The organism is Pararhodobacter sp. (assembly GCF_034676545.1).
GTDB lineage: Bacteria > Pseudomonadota > Alphaproteobacteria > Rhodobacterales > Rhodobacteraceae > Pararhodobacter.
On the sequence record NZ_JAUCBZ010000006.1, the window covers coordinates 1 to 17,371 of the forward strand.

Consider the following 17,371-nt stretch of genomic DNA (forward strand, 5'->3'; position numbering starts at 1 on the left):
GGCCTCTCCATCGTTTCGGTGGTCGCCATCGCCGGACTGACGCCCCTGAAGACGGTTGAACCGTTTGTGGTGCGCGTCGATAATTCCACCGGCATCGTTGATGTGGTGTCCGGCCTTCAGCGCGGCCCCGCCAAGTATGATGAGGCGGTCGCGAAGTGGTTTGCAGCTCGCTATGTGCGGGCGCGCGAGGGCTTCGTCGCCAGCGAGGCGGAAGAGAATTTCCGCACGGTGGCCCTGATGTCGGCACCAGCCGAACAGACGCGGTTTTCGGCGTGGTTCGCCGGTCGCAACCCTGAGAGCCCCCAGAACGTCTATGGCAACAAGGCCACGGTGCGGATCAGGATCAAGACGATCTCCCTGCTCGGCAACGATGTGATGCAGGTCCGCTATCTGCGGATCGTGACGCGGGGCGAGGAAGTGACCCAGACGCACTGGATTGCCACCCTCACCTACAGCTTTGTCAGCGCGCCGATGTCCGAACAGGACCGGCTTATCAATCCGCTCGGCTTCATTGTTTCCGAGTACCGCGCAGATCCGGAGACGGTGCAATGATCCGCCTGTCCGCCTTTCCCGTTCTCGTGGCGCTGTCGGCCGTGCCTTTTGGTACGGCGCTGGCGCTGGAGACGCCAACCGCTGCCCCGCGTGACAGCCGCATCCGGTTCGTCAATTACGAGCCCTATAATGTGGTGCGCGTCATCGGCACGCTGCGCTCGTCGGTTCAGATCCAGCTCGCGCCCGACGAAGAGATTGTGCACGTCGCCTCGGGTAACAATGTCGCCTGGGAGGTCGCGCCGGCCGGGAACATCCTGTTCCTGAAGCCGCGCGAGAAGCAGCCCCTGACGAACCTTCAGGTCGTCTCCGCACGCCGGGACGGCTCCAAGCGCTCCTACCAGTTCGAATTGTCGGTGCGCGACGGGGCTGTCGGCCCCGGCTCCGATACCTACTTCCTGGTCAAGTTCCGCTACCCGGGTGATGAGGCCGAGGTTCGTCGTCTTGCCGCTGCTGAGCGTGCTGAAGCCGAGAAGGCCAACCAGGCCGACAAGGTGATGGAGTTTCACGCAGCCTATGGGCCGCGCAACTGGCGCTATAGCGCCCAGGGCTCACAGGTCATTGAGCCGGTGTCTGTCTATGACAATGGCAAGGTCACGACCTTTGCCTTCGCGGGCAACACGCAGGTTCCCGCGATCTACACGGTGAGCGCGGATGGCACGGAAAGCCTCGTGCCCAGCAACACGGACGGCGACCTTGTGACGGTCCATGCCATTGCAGCCAAGTTCATCCTTCGGCGCGGCGGGGATGTGACCTGCATCTGGAATGAGGCTTACGACCCGACCGGCATCAATCCCGGCACCGGCACCACCTCTCCCTCCGTCTCCCGGGTGATGAAGCCGCAGGCATCAGCCTCCCCCAAGAAAAACTGAGGTGCACCATGTCTGATCCTGAAACCAACAAGGATGGCCTGGTCGCGGGCGAACGCGGGGCGGTTGAAACCGTCTCGAAGAAGCGCGGAGTTGACCCGAAGAAGCTGGTGGGTGGCGCGCTCATGGTTGGCGCTGCCGGCCTCGTCCTTGGCCTGTCGATGATGGGTGGCGAGAAGAAGGAAGACGTGCCCAAGCGCGATCTGGTGATCCGCACGAACGCGACATTTGAACCAGCGCCGGCCCAGCCGCGTCAACAGGCTGCGCCTGAACCTGCGAAGGTTCTGGCGGTGAAGGCCGCTGACCCCGCCCAGATGGAAGAGCCGGACCCGTTGCTGCAAGCCGCGACCCGCGCGCCTGTCATTGCTTTCAATGGCAAGGCGCGCAATGCGAGCGCTGGCGGCGCATCAGATTCCGCGGTGATGGCGGAGCCTGAGCGCAAGTCTGATGAGGATGCACGGTTCGGCCAGCTCATGAAGCCGACCATTCTCAATGGCTCGAAGGCCGGGACACTCGGCAACCGGAATTTCATCGTGGCGATGGGGGCAAGCATCCCCTGCGTGCTGGAAACAGCCCTGTCGTCCGATCAGCCGGGGTTCGCGAGCTGCGTGATCCCGCGTGATGTGCTGTCCGATAATGGCCGCGTCGTGCTCATGCCCAAGGGCACGCAGGTCGTGGGCGAGTATCGCGGCGGCCTCAAGCGCGGCCAGAGCCGTCTCTTCGTGCTCTGGAATCGCGCCAAGACGCCAGAGGGTGTGATTATCACCCTGGCGTCTCCTGCAACCGACGCGCTGGGCCGCGCCGGTTTCGATGGTTATGTCGATACCCACTTCTGGGAGCGGTTTGGCGGCGCATTGCTGATGTCGGTCGTCAATGACGCCATGAGCTGGATTGGAGATGAGATTTCCAGCCGGAGTGAGGTGTCGTCCACCCAGACAACACAGGCCGGAGAGGATGCGGCCGCGATCGCGGTTGAGAACTCGATCAACATTCCTCCGACCCTCATCAAGCACCAGGGCGAGATGGTTTCGATCTTCGTCGCCCGCGATCTGGATTTTTCAGGGGTCTATTCCCTGAAGATCACTGAACCGCTCACCAAGGTCTACGACCGGGGTGTGCTGGGCGATTTTGGGAACACCAATCCCCGCCTCACGAAATAAAGAGCGGCCTGAAGGCCGCACCTTTGAGGGACATTGCCATGACTGACAAACGCGACCCAACGGTCGTGCGGACCTTCTTGCGCCCGTTCGCCGAATTTCTGAGTGACCCGGATCTGTTCGAGATCGTCGTGAACAGGCCGGGCGAGATCCTCACGGAGGGCCGGGAGGGCTGGGCGCGGCATGCGCGCCCGGACTTCTCTTTTTCTTCAGCCCTCAATCTCGCCAACGCCGTTGCGTCCTGGTCGAGCCAGGCCATCAGCGAGACACGCCCGCTCCTGTCGGCCACGCTGCCGGGGGGCGAGCGTATCCAGATCGTCATTCCACCGGCCGTGACTGCCGGCACGGTGTCGATCACGCTGCGCAAGCCCTCACACAAGACCTTCAGCTTGACCGAGCTGGAGGGCTTTGGCCTGTTTGATGATGTGCGGGCCAATGATGCCGTCAATCCGGCCGATGAGGTGCTCTTTGACCTCTATCGGCTGGAGGATCATGCGGAGTTTTTGCGTCAGGCCGTGATTGCCCGCAAGAACATCGTGATTTCCGGTGCGACCGGATCGGGCAAGACCACCCTGTCAAAGGCGCTGATCGCTCATATCCCCACCGATGAGCGGGTCATCACGGTTGAGGATACGCCGGAACTGGACATACCGCAGGAGAACAATGTTCGCCTGTTCTACTCCAAGGGTGGTCAGGGCGTGGCGAAGATCGGCCCGACCGAGTTGCTGGAATCGTGCATGCGGATGCGGCCAGACCGCATCTTGTTGCAGGAGCTGCGCGACGGCACGGCGTTTGACTACATCGTCAACGTCAATTCCGGGCATCCGGGCTCCATCACCACAGTTCATGCCGATAGCGCGGCGCTGGCGATCGAGCGCCTCACCTTGCTGGTCAAGCAGAGCGAGGGCGGCCGGGATCTGGCGCGTGATGACGTGCGCGGCCTGCTGCACTCGATGATTGATGTCATCGTCCAGTGCCACAAGGTCAATGGCCGCTTCCGCGTGACCGAGATCGACTATGCGCCGGCACGGAGCCATGGGGCTGTTTCAGAGCCCCTCATGTCGTTCCCCCCATCTCAGGAGATCGCAGCATGAGCACGGTCATTATCTGTGAAAAGCCCTCCCAGGCCCGCAACCTGCGTGCCGCCTTTGGTGATCGCCATGGCCGTATCCTTGCCGCCCAGGGTCATTTGCTGCGTCTGGAAGAGCCCGAAGAGGTCAATCCGCACTGGAAGGTGTGGGGCCTTGATGTGCTCAAGCCATCCCAGGGCCTTTATGGCTGGCGTCCGGACGAGGGCGAGGGCAAGGCGGAGCGGCTGAAAGACATTAGCAATGCCATGTCTTCCGCCAGCCGGATCATCATCGCCACGGACTGCGACCGCGAGGGACAGGCCATTGGCGAGAGCCTGGTGCGCCATTTTGCCTTTGAGGGTGATGTGCTGCGCGCCATGTTCACGGCCGAGGACGAAAAGACTCTCAATGAGGCGTTCGCAAACCTTAAGCCCAACAGTGACTGGCGTTCGCTCTACGATGCTTCCGTTGCCCGCTCGCAGTCCGATCACATCTTCAATCTGACGATGACCCGCGCGGCATCCGTCAAGCTGAAGCCCGATGGCTGGCGCGGCGCGATCGGCATCGGGCGTGTGCGGACCCCGACCCTTGGGCTCGTGTGCGCCCGCGAACAGGAGATCCGGGACTTCCATCCCCGCGACTTCTTCGAGATCGAGGCGGAGATTGAAGGATCTTCAGGGCGAACCTCCCTCTGGTATCGCCCGCGTGGTGATGCCCGGATCTTCGACGCCGCCTATGCTGACCGCATAGCTCTTGCGGCTTGCGACTATGCCGGCCCCCTGTGCGTCGAGCGCGCGGCCCGCAAGGCTGCGCCGCCTCGGCCGTTTGATCTGCCGGCCCTCCAAAAGCATGCGGGCAAATGGGGCTGGACGGCAAAGCAGGTCCTCGATGTCGCCCAGGCGCTGTATGAACGGCACAAGGTCATCACCTATCCGCGTGCCGAAACCCGCTATCTCCCCGAAAACCTGATCGCCCGCGCCGGCGCTCTGGCGGGGATGCTGCGGGGTATTGATGAGCTGGCTGCCCTGGTGCCGGCTGAACCTGTCATCCGCAAAGGAAAGAGCGGAATCTGGTCGGATGCCGGCATAGCTGGCGCAAGCCACCATGCCCTGATCCCCAACGTCAATGTTCCGGACATGGCGGGTGCTGTCTCCGGCCTCGATGGTGATGAGCGCCGGCTCTTTGACGCCATCGCGAAAGCCTTCATCGCCGGCGTCTCTCCCGATCACGAGTTTGATGAAACCACCCTTTCGTTTGTGGTGGATCTGAAGGGCGAAGACGGGTCGCCTGAGGAAATCCGTTTTCAGTCGAGCGGCAAGGTCGTGACAAGCGCGGGCTGGAAAGCAGTGCTGGCCAGCGATGCGCAACAGGGCGAGGACGGGGATGATGAGGATGAAGGCGAAGACGCCGGCACACTCCCGGCCTTCGTGAATGGCGAGGACATCACCTGTGGTCCGGTTCGGGCGCGCACGCGCCAGACCACGGCTCCCAGGCGCTACACCGAGGGCGATCTGATCGACGCGATGCAGAATGCCTGGAAGTTTGTGAGTGATGAGGGCGAGCGGGACCGGCTGAAGGAAGCCAAGGGCATTGGCACGCCGGCGACCCGAGACAGTATACTTGAAGGGCTGAAGCGTCAGGGCTTCCTCACCATCGAGCGCAAGAACCTTGTCCCCACCGAGATGGCGATGTGGCTCTATGACCTGCTTTGCGATCATGCGCCCGAGCTGGTTGATCCCGGCGCAACCGCGCGCATGGAAGCCCGTCTTGATGATGTGCTCTCCGGATCTGTCCCGGCAAAGACCGTTATTGACGAGATCGCGGCGCTGGCCGGCGAGTTGGTCGGCCGGATCAGTGTTGTATCCCCTGAAGGCAAGCCCGCATTCAAGCGGCCACCCTCGGCCGCACTGCTGGCGGCGGCAAAGGACAAGGCCAAGCGGGAAGGCAAGCGCCTGCCCAGAGGGGCGGCCGAGGATGCGCAGATCTGCAAGGATTATCTCGGTCCCCGGCGCGAGGCGGGAGCCGGCCCCTCCGACAAGCAGGTTTCCTACGCCAGGAAGCTCGCGGCCGAGTCCGGCGAGGATCTTGCCGACGAGACCCTGAAGGACTCTTCCGCCCTCTCAAAATGGATCGACCGGGTACGCGCCCTGGCGGGCAAGGATCTGGCTTCCCCCAAACAGCGCGATTGGATCGAAAGACTGGTGGGCGATGGGGCAAAAGCCCCGAAGGGCTATCCGGACAAGATCAGCGCCGCTGACGCCAAAGCCTTCCTCGACAAGGCATTCGCAAAAAACACCCGCAAGCGGAAATAGGGAGTTCTCAGATGTCACAGATACTGTCTTTTTCTGCGCATGGACACTCGGGTGGGGGAGTTCCGAGCATGGCTCGAAGTGAGCGCCCACTTCCACATGAACCCAAACGTCGGAACCTCAAGATTGGGGAACGTAACAGTTCGATCAATCTGGAAGAGGCGTTTTGGGTGGCGATCAATGAGATCGCCGCTTCGCAGGGCATGTCAGTGCCAAAGCTTGTGCGCGAAATCAGCAATGCCTACAGCGGCGCGAACCTGTCTTCCGGCATCCGGACATTCATCGTGCAGTATTATAGCAAGGTGGCTGATAACCACGGTGAGCCTGTCCAGATCCGCGCCATCCTGAAGACATGGTGAGGGACAGCATGCTCAAGATCATCACATCATGCGTGCTGGCCATCTCGCTTGCGGGCTGCGCCAGCATGTCGGGCGACCTGGCTGGATCTGCCGGCTCGTACTCGGTCATCGCCCAGGCGAAAGAGCTTCAGGGGGCCGGTCAGCACGAACAGGCCTCCGCCGTCCTGCAAAAGGCGGCGCTGGCCAGCCCGGAAGATACGACACTCCGGGCAGCCTATGGCAAGAGTTTGGTGGACCTCGGGCGGCTGAAGGAAGCGCAATCGGTGCTGTCTCAGGCGCACACGCCAGACAAACCAGATGCCATGGTGCTTTCTGCGCAGGGTGTCGTCGCATCGCAGATGGGCGACCACAAGCAGGCGCTGGCCTATTTTGACCGTGCGCAGAAGCTCGCACCGGACAATGCCGGCATCGAGGCCAATGCGGCCATGGCCTATGCCTTGTCCGGGCAACTTGATCAGGCCGAGACGGTTGCGCGTCGCGCTGCCGGCAGCACCACGGCCGATGCCCGGGTGCGCCAGACTCTGGGCCTGATCCTCGCCATGCGCGGCAAGGACGATGATGCGAGGAAAGTGTTTGCTGAGGATCTAAGCCCGGAACAGGCCGCCAGCAACATTGAGGCGGTCAAGCGCCTGCGAAAGGGTGGGAAGAAGTCAGTTGGATAATAACTCTGCGACCTCTCTCGAGCGTATATCCCAAGCCATTGCATCAAACCCGAAATGCACTGGCGGCAAATTGGCCCGAACCCAGGTGTTCGATATTAGCTGCGGCCCCTCTAACGGCCCGGAGCTGATTGCGCTCCTGTATGCTGATGAGAAGCATCTTGGATACTGGTACGGTCATATCCGCAGACACCCTCTTGAAGGGGAGGAAAACTATGTCGCATGCCTAGCATTCTGCAAGGTTTTCATCAATGCGCCAACAGTGCCGCTGTTCTTCCAGAGGTTCGACTACTGGACCCGTATCCGCCTCGAATATGAACCTTGCACAGTACAATTACCTGATGATGCCTATGTACTGACGGGTGGATATGAAGAGGCCATCATTGCTCTGGAGATAATGATACAAAGGTTCGACATCGAGAAACGCTTCCCGGATGAAGGGGCTAGGCATCACACCGACCCTATTGACATGAGAGTCATGGACCTATTTGGCATGCACAACTATCGCGATGGCAACGGCGTCATAGAGGGACCACCAATGCCTAAGCCCGTAGCATTTGTACGGGGGATAAAATGAAAAAGTTGCGAAAGCATGAGCAGGTTCTGCTCAATCGCGCTGAACCCGACATTGACGGCAATAACCAGGGTGCCCCGGCCACTGTAGGTGAAACAGTGACATTTGCTATGAAAGACAAGCATCACCGCTTCTCGCTTGATCTGGAGACGGTCCTGGGATGTCTGGCTTTTGCAGAAGACCAGGGTGCCGTGCCAGCGTTGCCTGATGGTTGGTGGCTCATGGTCAAGCAGCGTTACCACGTGTAAAGCGACGTAAGCGCAGGCGGGTTGGAGCATTTTCTCCGAGAACAAAAAAGGGCGATCAGTGGCCGCCCTTTTTGTTTCTCGTCTGATTGGCCGCCGGATCATGGCCGGACTTATGACCGGTGCTCAGTTTGTCGCGCCGGAAACTTTGGTGCTGGGGAAGGATCGTCCCGGTCCCCAAAGGATGCGGACTGCCCCATTAGCCCCGGCCCCTTCTGCCGCGCGGAACTGGAAGCTGGTTTGTACCGAACAGCCGCCCTGGTTTCGCACCACTTCCACCTTGCTCATAGTTAGAGAGCCGCCACCATAGCCGACAATGACCGTCAATCGCTGGCCGGGTGTCACGGTGTAATTCCCCCAGGAGGTTTCGCCGCCGCCGCCACCGTGCCCATAGACCGGATTAAAGACGTATCCGCCACCCAGCACCGCCGGGTAGGCCTTGAAACGGAATGATGATGCCCCGCCGCCGCCAGCTCCATAAGTGCCGCCGTTTCCGCAAGTGCCCACTGAATAATAAGGCACCACCCACTCCGCCTCTGACCTCGTTAACTGCCTGAGCCCTTTGTACCGCTGCTTCCACTGCTTCCGCCGCTGCCCTCAGTGTTTCCATTTGCTCCCGAGCCATAGAGGCCGACTCCGCCGCCGCCGCCACAGTTCTGTTTGCACAGCGTTACGATGTTGACGACTGAGGCACCGCCACCACCAGCGCCACCGTTCCGCGGAAGACCCCGGCCGGCCACCGCCAGCGCCGCCGTTTCCTGCATAGCCTCCAGCACCGCCGCCGCCACCGCCCAGATAACACTTGTGCCCAGTTGACCGGCTGTCTGACCTTCATAGAGCGTCCAGGTCGCACACTGCGCCATGACGCCAGTGCCACCGCTACCACCACACCCGCCGCCATGCTTGGAGCCGCCGCAGCCGCCAGCACTTCCGGTTCCGCCATTTGCTGTAAGGTTCACACCTGTTCCCGAGACCGAGGATGTCACGCCGGAATAGTAGTTGTGATGGTCATCATATGGGCGCACCTGGAGCCCGCTTCCGCCCCCGCCAATGGCCAGTGCCGCGATCTGCGTGACGCCTGCCGGCACCGTCCAGGTGTAGGTTCCCGGTGTCGTCCAGATGACATGCCCCGGAGCCGCCTGACAGGTGTTCGTCTCGCTGCGCTTTGTCCCTGTATCAAGCCATCCGCCCCATACCGGATTGCCTGTGGTCGCGGGGCAGGTCGAGGTACGGGCCTGTTCGGCCTGCCAAGCTGTCGCGCCGGTCTGACCTGAAGGGCAGGTGCCGGTACGATTGACCCATTGTGTCTGACGCGCTGCCGGCGTGCATTTGAGTGCGCAGGTATCAGAGGCGACACGGGTTGTTGTTGTGTTGGCCCAGCCGCTCCAGACTGGAGTTCCTGACGGGGTGGGGCAGGAAGCTGTACGCCGCTGCTGGGTCTCGATGGTGCGTGATCCCAGATAGCCGGTCGCACATGCGGCGGTGGCGCTGACCCACTGGGTTTGCGCTGCCGGCGCAACACAAGGTGCAGCACAGCTCTCAACACGGTTGCGGGTGTTTCCGGTGGCGGTCCATCCGCTCCAGGTTGGAGCGCCTGCGGTCTCGGAAGCGCAGGACGATGTGCGACGATCCTCGCTTTCAAAGGTGATGGAGCCGATGAGTCCGGACGGGCAGGTCGCGGATTGTGCAGTCCATCGCTGACTGAGCTGGATCGGTCGCGCAGAAGGCGCGGGCATTGGCGTCGGTGGCCACATTCAGGAGTTGTTGGGACTGACCGTAGAAGCGACCAAACAGGCTGTCATAACTGGTGGTGACTGCCAGTTTGACCGTATCTCCTGATCTCGTGATCGCGATATTTGTCCGGGATTTTGGGTCCGTGTAGCCCATCTCGCGCATGTAGGCGTCAAGCTGACCATGCACGAGTTCCTTGACCTGGGCATCGGTCTTGCCCCGCACCGCTTCTCGAACGGCAACGTCAGCAGCCGATTGCAATTTGCGGTGAAGGCCAGATGCGCGGCCATAATCAATGGACACGCCGCCAAAGGCTAACAACGCGATGACCGCTGCTCCGGCAATAACCGGAATACTGCCCTGGTCAGAGCTAAGCCTTTTCAGAAAATTCCTGTTTTTCATGATGGTAGGCCTCAATTCCATTCCATGAACTGGATGACCATCGGCATGGAAACCGTGATCAGGAAGGGTGGGAGGAAGAAGATGACGAGGGGGAGCGTCTGGAGAGTTGAGGCCTTTGCGCCTTTGCTCTCGGCCTCTATGAGGCGCGCGGCACGTCCCTCGCTGGCGAGCGCCATAAAGGATGTTCCAAGGCTGGTTCCCTGGAGCTCGGCCTGTATGATCGCCAGAGTCGTGCTGCGTACTTCGGGCAGATCCACGCGCCGGCCAAGATTGAGGAAGGCCTGACGACGATCGGGCAGGAACGCGAGTTCGGTCAGCGCGATATTGAGCTCTTCGGCCAGAGGCTGTGAGCGACCGCCGATCTCTTCAGATACCCGACGCCATGTCTGTTCCAGCGGTTTGCCGGCCTCGATCATGATGAGCATGAGGTCGAGGGCATCCGGCCATGCGCTCTTGATGGATTCAAGCCGAGCGGCAGCAGCCCGCTCGAGCGACATACCGGGGAGCTTCAGTCCCACCCAGATAGCGCCGGCAATGAAGAGGATCGTTCCCGGCAAAGGAAATTCGCGTGTATTGAGGAACAGCAGATAAAAGATGGCCCCCAGACCAAGAGCGATCGCGCACAGGAATCGGGCCATGATGAAGGCCGTTTCGGCATGGGGACCGCGACGGCCGGCACGCGCGAGCTTCTCGCGCAATTCCTCAAGCCCCAGCCATCTTTTGAGGCTGAGTGCCTGGACGATATTGCTGGCGAGCACCTGACGAGAGGATAGGCCACCCTCATTGACCCGTTCCTGACGAGCAGTTGGCAAGCCCTCGGCCAGTTCCTTGATGCGCTGATCTTTTGATGAGTGTGTGAGCGCAGCGCATCCGGCATAGACGGACAGCCCTATGAGCCCGGATATGAGCAGAGATTGCATCATGTCTTGATCCTCTGCATCCGGGACATGACGAAGAGGCCAATGGCGACCCATATGGCAGAGCCGCCAAGTACGATCTGGCCGATGAGCGTGGTCCACAAGAGCGACGCCGCATCTGGATTGATGAGGTAATTTACGCCTATGCCGGCAACGGGAAGGCCCGCCATGATCCGTGACCCGGACTTGGCCTCGGCCATCATGGCTTTGATCTTGCCGGTGAGCTTGGCGCGTTCGCGGATCGTGTTGGACAAGGTTGTCAGGGTTTTCGCGATACCGCCGCCTTCGTCATTCTGGATGGAAACAGCCAATGACAGGAGCTGCATTTCTTCGACAGGTATTCGAGCAGCCAGTCGTTCCATTGCCTCGGGCAAGGTCGCACCAATCGCCTGATCTTCGCTGAGGATCTGAAACTCAGATCGAAGAGGTTCTTGCCCATCACGAACAATCACCTTGATCGCTTCACTCATTGGCACGCCGGCTCGCCGGCTGCGGGCAATGGCGTCCAGTGCATCAGGTAGCTGAGAGACGAACTTGCTTTTGCGTTTATCGCATGACCCACGCAGGTAGTGGCGGGGGAGGAAGTAACCGGCCACTGCGCCAGCAGGAATGGCGACCAGCAGGTTGCCACTCATGACCAGCACGACGATGAACACAAGCAGACCAAGGACGATAGAGCCGATGGTGTACTGACGCGGTGTCCATTTATAACCGGCCTGTTGGATGAGCTGCTTCAGCGATATGCTTTTTCGGGCGCGCTCGGCCTGCGCCAGCTCCTTCATCCGCTCGGCCATGATGGTATTGCGGATCTGATCGAGGTCAGGGCGGACCTTTGCGGCCTGATCGTGCAGATCACTCACGCGGCTGGTGAAGGCCGGAACCTCGAAGAGTTGCCGGTAGAACAGTGCGGCGACCGCCGTTGTGAAGGCCAGAGCCATGAAGATTGCAGCCAGGAGGTTCATGGAACGCTCCTGTTCGCTTTGGCCAGTGCCTCGGCCAGGTTTTCCTCTTCACCATATTCATGGGCGCGCTGAATGAGCCGGGGTGGGCGGTACATCTGAGTGCCAACAAGACGCCCCTCAGCAAAGTCGAACTTCAGAATATCCGATAAGATGATGGTACTATCTTCCATGGACCCAACCTCGGTCACATGGGTGATGACGCGACGACCAGACGGCATGAGCTGTCTGGTCTGGATGATGAGTTCAACGGAATCGATAATGGACTTGCGGATCACATGAGAGGGCTGGGTTTGCGATCCGGGGTTCATGAGGATCAGGGATTCTAGGCGCGCGAGGCAGGCTGCCGGATTGTTGGCGTGGATCGTGCCCATCGAGCCTTCATGACCCGTGTTCATTGCCTGGATCAGGTCGAAGGCCGCGCCATCGCGCACTTCACCGACGATGATCCTATGCGGCTTCATACGCAGGGAGTTCTTCACCAGCTCCTGCATGTAGAAAGCGCCAGCGCCTTCCGAGTTCTCGGGGCGCGTTTCAAGGCGGATCACATGGGACTGCTGAAGCTGAAGCTCGGCGGTGTCCTCAAGCGTGATGACCCGCTCATTCGTCGGGATGCTGGCTGTAAGGCAGTTCAGGAGCGTGGTCTTGCCGGAGCCAGTGCCTCCGGAGATGAGAACATTGACCCGGATCTTGCCAATGATGCGCAGAATATTGGCCGCTTCTGACGTCAGAGCGCCAAAACGCACCAGATCCTCCAGCGTGAGTTTGTCCTTTTTGAATTTTCGGATGGTCAGGTGCGTTCCGTCCACGGCCAGGGGCGGAATGATGATGTTGACACGTGACCCGTCTTTGAGGCGAGCGTCGCAGACAGGGTTCTTGGTATCGACAGTCCGGTTTACGCCTGTTGCGATCTTCTGACAGGTGCGCTGAAGCGCCTCTTCATCGCGGAACCTGATGCCTGTTTCTTCGATCAGCCCCTTGCGTTCGATGTAGATCTTGTTGGCGGTATTGACCATGATTTCGCTGATGTCGTCGTCAGCAAGCAGCGCCTCCAGCGGCCCAAGACCACAGACTTCAAGCACCATGTCTTCTATGAGCTGCTCACGATCCGCCCGGGACAGGGCTCCGCTGTCCAGTTCCGCGATCTGGGTCAGGGCTTCCCTGACAACTGAGCGCTCGACCCCCTCTTTGGCGAACAGGTCGGAACTGTCCATGAGCCGTGTCATCCAGCGCTCGCGGAATGGATCAAGCCGGGACAGATCGGGACCAGCCGGGACGATCGGCGTGGGAGCTGGGGCAACCGGCCGCGCTTTGGGCACTTCAGGTCGCAATGCGGCCCGTCTTGCGAGGGGATGTGAGGTTTCGAACAGAGCCATTATTCAGCTTCCCGGCGTATCAGTTTGAAGAGATGGGTCCAGATTGCGGGGCGTGGGGTGGGCTCTATGGCCTCACCCCTTATGGCAACCCCGATCTGGCGCATTGGATGGCGCGCGGCCCGCCCTGCCGCGTTCATCTGGCCCTGCTTCGTGATGAACAGCTCACCATTGATGACGCTGTTGCGGATCTCGGCCGCCTCGCTGACCACATGGATTGGCTGATCTTCGAAAGCGAAAGCCTTGCGGATGTCTCGCTCGGCCAGATCGCCGCTTTTTTTTCACCCTTGGCCTGGTTGAGAACCAGCATGGGGTCGATGCCCATTTCGCCAAGGTGCGCGATGATCGGCTGCGCGGCGGTGATGCCCGGCAGGTCCGGTGTCGTCACCAGGATGACGGCGCGTGCTTCGCTCAATAACGCCTCTGTTCCAGCCGTCCAGCGCATCGGCATGTCGAGCACGACATTGCGATAGCGGCGCAACAGATGGGAAATCAGGGTTTCCATACCCTGCGGATCATCCAGGATGGTGGTTTTTGATGTGAGGCTGGCAGGGGCGGCAAAGACCGACAGCCCTCCCTTGCGCATCACCATGGCATCGAGCATTTCGGGTTCGATCCGCGATGGCGTGTAGAGCAGGGCAGCGGCCTCCGGTATGACCCTGTTAAGGCAAAGCGAGAAGGCAAGTCCGCCCACGGGCTGATCCAGATCGAGGATGCAGGGGTCATCCAGTTGGGCTGCGACATTGATCGCAATCGTGGTTGCGCCAGAGCCTCCGCGTGCGCCGATCACTGCGATCAGGTCGCCCGAGTGCCCGTCATCAGACGAGAAGAAGGGGCGAATGGCCTCAAGCAGGGCCGCTTGTGAGATAGGCATGACGAGATAGTCGGACAGGCCCTCTGAGCTGAGCTGGCGATAGAGGGGCACGTCATTGTCATGGCCGATGGCCATAATGTCGGTACGGGTATCACAGGCCCCTGCGATCACGGCCAGCCGGGACAGGAAGGCGGCGGCGTCCTCATGAGGGCGCATTTCGATGACGATCAGCCGCCAGCGGGACTGGCGCATTTGATCGGCAATGGTCGCCATATCAGGCTCGGCCTGATGGATCAGCTTCGTGCGGATACGCTGGGCGCGCAGATCCGTGCTGGCCTTTGAGAGCTGATCGCGAACCTGATCTGTATGGGTGATGGCGAGCATGGATGCCATGTCAGTTCCCCACTTCCTGGGCGATGGAGCGGGCCGCGTCATACTTGGTGGAGGGGTCTTGCCCCTGACGCAGTTCGTTGATGTTGTTGACGGCACGCACAGCGTCTGCCGGGCTCTGTTGGCGCGGGCGCAAGAGATCGAGGGGCTCGGCCGTCTGCGCTGCTAGGTTCGACTGCGAGGCACAGCCGAAATTCCAGTAGGTTTCGTTCCACCAGCCCTGTGCGCCGGCACCGGCTGCCAGATCCTGGGGCCACTCTCCGCATTTGTTCGGGACATTTGCGGTGAATGCATCAAACGTCAGGGTGATGGGAGCTTCTGAATAGGTGCCCGGATAGGTGCTCACCAGCACATGGCGGGGGCTGACACCGGCACGCGCAAGCGTCTGGCGCACATCTGCAAGCGTGGTTTTGACAGCCGGCAGCATCTGCGGCGTCGCATTGGGATGATGGCCGCTTGGCCGTTTCCCATCCAGGAGATCGCCGGCGTCTTCCGGGATGACGGGAACGGAGATCCAGAGCTGGGTTTTGGTGGACTTGCGGAACTGATTGGCAAAATCAGTCACGTCAGAACGCTGGCGGGCATCCAGCCCGCGCGCCCAGCGCGGGAACACCTCAAGGCGCTTTGGGGCATCCGTGAACTGGATCGGATGACGCTCTTGATAGGCTGCGGGATAGGGCGGCTCATTCCAGAACTGGTCTGCTGCGCAACCGGACAGGGCCATGCCTGCCAGAGCAAGGGACAGGAACCGGAGACGGGAAAGGGTCGGGCGCATGCTGTCTCCGATCAATCAATGATGTAGCCGAGGTGGCCAAAGAAATTGGCGGGATCGACCTTGTGCTTGGGATCGCCAATCACGCGGTTGACCTGACCAAAAAGGATCGCACGCGGATCAGGTGCATCGGCAAAGCCGGCGTCCGGACGCACCACCTGACGGGCTTCCATCGGGCGGGCGATAATGGGCGTCACGGTAATGACGAGTTCAGTTTCCTGGCGCTGGTAGTCGCGCGAGCGGAACAAGGTGCCCAGCACCGGAATATCCATCGCGCCGGGAATGCCAGTGATGGCCTGCCGGCTGCCTTCCTGGATGAGGCCCGCCGTCATGAGCGTGCCGCCTGAAGGCAGTTCCACGGTGGTCTGCTGCTTGCGGACCTTGAAACCGGGGATGGTGATTTGACCGGAACCGGTGCCGTATGTGAGCTGGTTCTGGTTGTCGATCTCGGATATTTCCGTGTTGACGCGCATACTGATGCGGCCACCGGACAGAACCACCGGGGTAAAGCCTAGCGAGACACCGAACTTCTTGAACTCAATCGAGGGCTGGCAGGTATTGGTGGATGAGCAGGTCAGGCCGGTTGGAACAGGAACCTCGCCGCCAGCGGTGAAATTGGCTGTTTCCCCGGAAATGGCGGTCAGGGTCGGTTCAGCCAGAACCCGTGCCACACCGATCTGCGCCATGGCCTGAATGGTTGCCGTGCCGTTTGACCCGGAGATATTGCCAACGGTGTCACTGATAGCCTTGCCGGCAACGCCCCACGGGTTGCTCATCACACCGCCAAGAACGATGTCTCCGACCTGCCACTCACCAGCAGCGTTGACGCCAAACTGTTTGAGGACATTGCGCTGAACCTCGGCGACAGTGACGCGCAGCATCACCTGTTCCTGCGCCTGGAGGGTCAGGGCATTGACCACTTTGTCGGGGGAGCCGACGAAGCCGCCGGCGATGTCCACGGCGCGCGCCGCATCGGCGGCCGACTGGACGGACCCGGACAGGATGACGGTATCGCCTGCGGCTCGGGCACTGATGCGGGTATTGGGGAGGGCCGCTCTCAGGGTATCTGACAGGCGGGCCGTATCACGGGCCACCCGAACCTCGATCACTGCGATCTGCCGGCCATCGGCGGCATTGACGATGACGGTGGTTGATCCATCCTCCAGGCCGGAGATGACAAGACGCCGTGAGGTTGGCGTTGCAACCGTTGCGATCTTGGTGTCGGCCACATAGGCGTCTCGCGCCGGCTCGGACAGTTCCACGACTTTGGAGCGCCCAACGCCGATTTCAACGGCGCGGCGCTCGGGCTGGTCATAATAGGTGTTCTGCTCGAATGGGGGCGGTTCGGCCCGTCCATTCATCGCCATGGGCACTGTGCAGATCACGGCCAGTGCGGTTGAGCCCAGAAAGCGGGTGATACGCCCCATAATCGTCTCCTGTCAGCGTGCCACGCCGCTGCGCACGAAATGGAAAACGCCCTGATCCGGCTCTACGCTGGATGGGTCTGCCGATGAGCGCAGGGCTAATGAAAGGTCTGTTCCGATCGTCTTGACCGCCTGCGCGAGGATCTCGGCTTGTGCCGGCGTCACATCCAGGGTCGCGGTATCCGCCTGGGCAATGCGCTGCCCGTCATCCTGGCCACCGGCGACAGTGCCGCCGATAGCGAGCACGCGAATGTTGCGCATGAGGATGCGGGCATTTGCCCCCTGCCCTGTTGCACCTCGTGGCGCGGCGATGATGACATCAACCCGATCAAGGGGCCTGATGAAACCACCAGCAGAGCGCGCGCCAGTCACTTCAAGGGGGATGGAGACAGCGCGTCGGCCTGCCGGGAGCGCAGATGCAAGAAAAGCGGCCTTGGTGCCATTAAGGCGCATGGCGGTGACAGCATCACCTCGCGCCATCGGACTGCCGACAATCGCACCGACATAATTGGTCCGGTTTTCATCGGTTCTGATGAAAGCCCCCTCCGGCACGAAGTCTTGAGGCCATGCCGTCCAGGTCACATCGCCTTCGCTCAGGGTTTCCCCGGTCTCGATGAGACGGGCGGCAACCAGGATTTCGCGCGAGGCGGGAGGAGCTATCGTAAGCACCTCCCCAACGGGGCCTTGAAGTGGTGCAGATGGAGCGGGCGCATCACCGGATGGAATAAGGAAAAAAGCCAGGGCACCGCTTGTGACGGCCACACTTGCGAGAAGCATTCTTTTGGAGATTTGCATGGT

At 61.0% G+C, this 17,371-nt stretch carries 19 protein-coding genes; 9 read left to right on the top strand and 10 right to left on the bottom strand.

Features of this window, described 5'->3' with window-relative positions; all coding sequences use genetic code 11:
• The 9 genes from VDQ28_RS01080 to VDQ28_RS01120 form a co-directional block, all read left to right on the top strand.
• The coding region (locus VDQ28_RS01080; RefSeq protein WP_323034261.1) for a virB8 family protein at window positions 1–552 on the top strand (552 nt) is incomplete at its 5' end.
• Window positions 549–1,421: a P-type conjugative transfer protein VirB9 gene (virB9, locus tag VDQ28_RS01085; RefSeq protein ID WP_323034262.1), complete on the top strand. Its 873-nt coding sequence runs from the start codon at window positions 549–551 to the stop codon at window positions 1,419–1,421. The genes VDQ28_RS01080 and virB9, both read left to right, overlap by 4 nt.
• 107 nt (window positions 1,422–1,528) lie before the next feature.
• A complete protein-coding gene (gene virB10 / locus VDQ28_RS01090) occupies window positions 1,529–2,578 on the top strand; it encodes a type IV secretion system protein VirB10 (RefSeq protein WP_323034263.1) in 1,050 nt (349 codons plus the stop codon).
• Between the two features lie 77 nt (window positions 2,579–2,655).
• Entirely contained in the window at window positions 2,656–3,669 is a 1,014-nt protein-coding gene (gene virB11 / locus VDQ28_RS01095; RefSeq protein WP_323034264.1) for a P-type DNA transfer ATPase VirB11, read from the top strand.
• Window positions 3,666–5,957, top strand: coding sequence for a DNA topoisomerase (locus VDQ28_RS01100; RefSeq protein ID WP_323034265.1), 2,292 nt, complete (start codon window positions 3,666–3,668; stop codon window positions 5,955–5,957). Before virB11 ends, VDQ28_RS01100 begins: the two co-directional genes overlap by 4 nt.
• Before the next feature lie 68 nt (window positions 5,958–6,025).
• Complete coding sequence (locus VDQ28_RS01105) at window positions 6,026–6,313, top strand: ribbon-helix-helix domain-containing protein (protein WP_323034266.1); 288 nt, start codon at window positions 6,026–6,028, stop codon at window positions 6,311–6,313.
• An 8-nt stretch (window positions 6,314–6,321) separates the two neighbouring features.
• Window positions 6,322–6,975: a tetratricopeptide repeat protein gene (locus VDQ28_RS01110; RefSeq protein ID WP_323034267.1), complete on the top strand. Its 654-nt coding sequence runs from the start codon at window positions 6,322–6,324 to the stop codon at window positions 6,973–6,975.
• 70 nt (window positions 6,976–7,045) lie between these two features.
• The gene (locus tag VDQ28_RS01115; RefSeq protein WP_323034268.1) at window positions 7,046–7,549 is read left to right on the top strand and encodes a hypothetical protein; all 504 of its coding nucleotides are present in this window, start codon (window positions 7,046–7,048) and stop codon (window positions 7,547–7,549) included.
• Window positions 7,546–7,794 (top strand): hypothetical protein, encoded by a 249-nt coding sequence (locus tag VDQ28_RS01120; protein WP_323034269.1) that lies wholly within the window; start codon window positions 7,546–7,548, stop codon window positions 7,792–7,794. The genes VDQ28_RS01115 and VDQ28_RS01120 overlap by 4 nt, the downstream gene beginning before the upstream one ends.
• A gap of 123 nt (window positions 7,795–7,917) precedes the next feature.
• Here the strand turns inward: VDQ28_RS01120 and VDQ28_RS01125 are convergent, their stop codons facing one another.
• From VDQ28_RS01125 to cpaB, 10 genes are all read right to left on the bottom strand, one after another.
• On the bottom strand, window positions 7,918–8,313 hold the full coding sequence (locus tag VDQ28_RS01125) for a hypothetical protein (RefSeq protein ID WP_323034270.1): 396 nt from the start codon (window positions 8,311–8,313) through the stop codon (window positions 7,918–7,920).
• A 23-nt stretch (window positions 8,314–8,336) separates the two neighbouring features.
• On the bottom strand, window positions 8,337–8,816 hold the full coding sequence (locus VDQ28_RS01130) for a hypothetical protein (protein WP_323034271.1): 480 nt from the start codon (window positions 8,814–8,816) through the stop codon (window positions 8,337–8,339).
• A gap of 613 nt (window positions 8,817–9,429) precedes the next feature.
• Window positions 9,430–9,924, bottom strand: a complete 495-nt coding sequence (locus tag VDQ28_RS01135) for a Tad domain-containing protein (RefSeq protein WP_323034272.1) — start codon at window positions 9,922–9,924, stop codon at window positions 9,430–9,432.
• A gap of 11 nt (window positions 9,925–9,935) precedes the next feature.
• The gene (locus VDQ28_RS01140; RefSeq protein WP_323034273.1) at window positions 9,936–10,847 is read right to left on the bottom strand and encodes a type II secretion system F family protein; all 912 of its coding nucleotides are present in this window, start codon (window positions 10,845–10,847) and stop codon (window positions 9,936–9,938) included.
• Window positions 10,844–11,803 (bottom strand): type II secretion system F family protein, encoded by a 960-nt coding sequence (locus VDQ28_RS01145; RefSeq protein WP_323034274.1) that lies wholly within the window; start codon window positions 11,801–11,803, stop codon window positions 10,844–10,846. The genes VDQ28_RS01140 and VDQ28_RS01145 overlap by 4 nt, the downstream gene beginning before the upstream one ends.
• The gene (locus VDQ28_RS01150; protein ID WP_323034275.1) at window positions 11,800–13,176 is read right to left on the bottom strand and encodes a CpaF family protein; all 1,377 of its coding nucleotides are present in this window, start codon (window positions 13,174–13,176) and stop codon (window positions 11,800–11,802) included. The genes VDQ28_RS01145 and VDQ28_RS01150 overlap by 4 nt, the downstream gene beginning before the upstream one ends.
• 133 nt (window positions 13,177–13,309) lie before the next feature.
• Entirely contained in the window at window positions 13,310–14,380 is a 1,071-nt protein-coding gene (locus VDQ28_RS01155; RefSeq protein WP_323034276.1) for a hypothetical protein, read from the bottom strand.
• Window position 14,381: 1 nt separating this feature from the next.
• Entirely contained in the window at window positions 14,382–15,152 is a 771-nt protein-coding gene (locus VDQ28_RS01160; RefSeq protein ID WP_323034277.1) for a CpaD family pilus assembly protein, read from the bottom strand.
• Window positions 15,153–15,163: 11 nt separating this feature from the next.
• Complete coding sequence (locus VDQ28_RS01165; protein ID WP_323034278.1) at window positions 15,164–16,576, bottom strand: type II and III secretion system protein family protein; 1,413 nt, start codon at window positions 16,574–16,576, stop codon at window positions 15,164–15,166.
• 12 nt (window positions 16,577–16,588) lie between these two features.
• On the bottom strand, window positions 16,589–17,371 hold a 783-nt coding region (gene cpaB, locus VDQ28_RS01170), incomplete at its 5' end, for a Flp pilus assembly protein CpaB (RefSeq protein ID WP_323034279.1).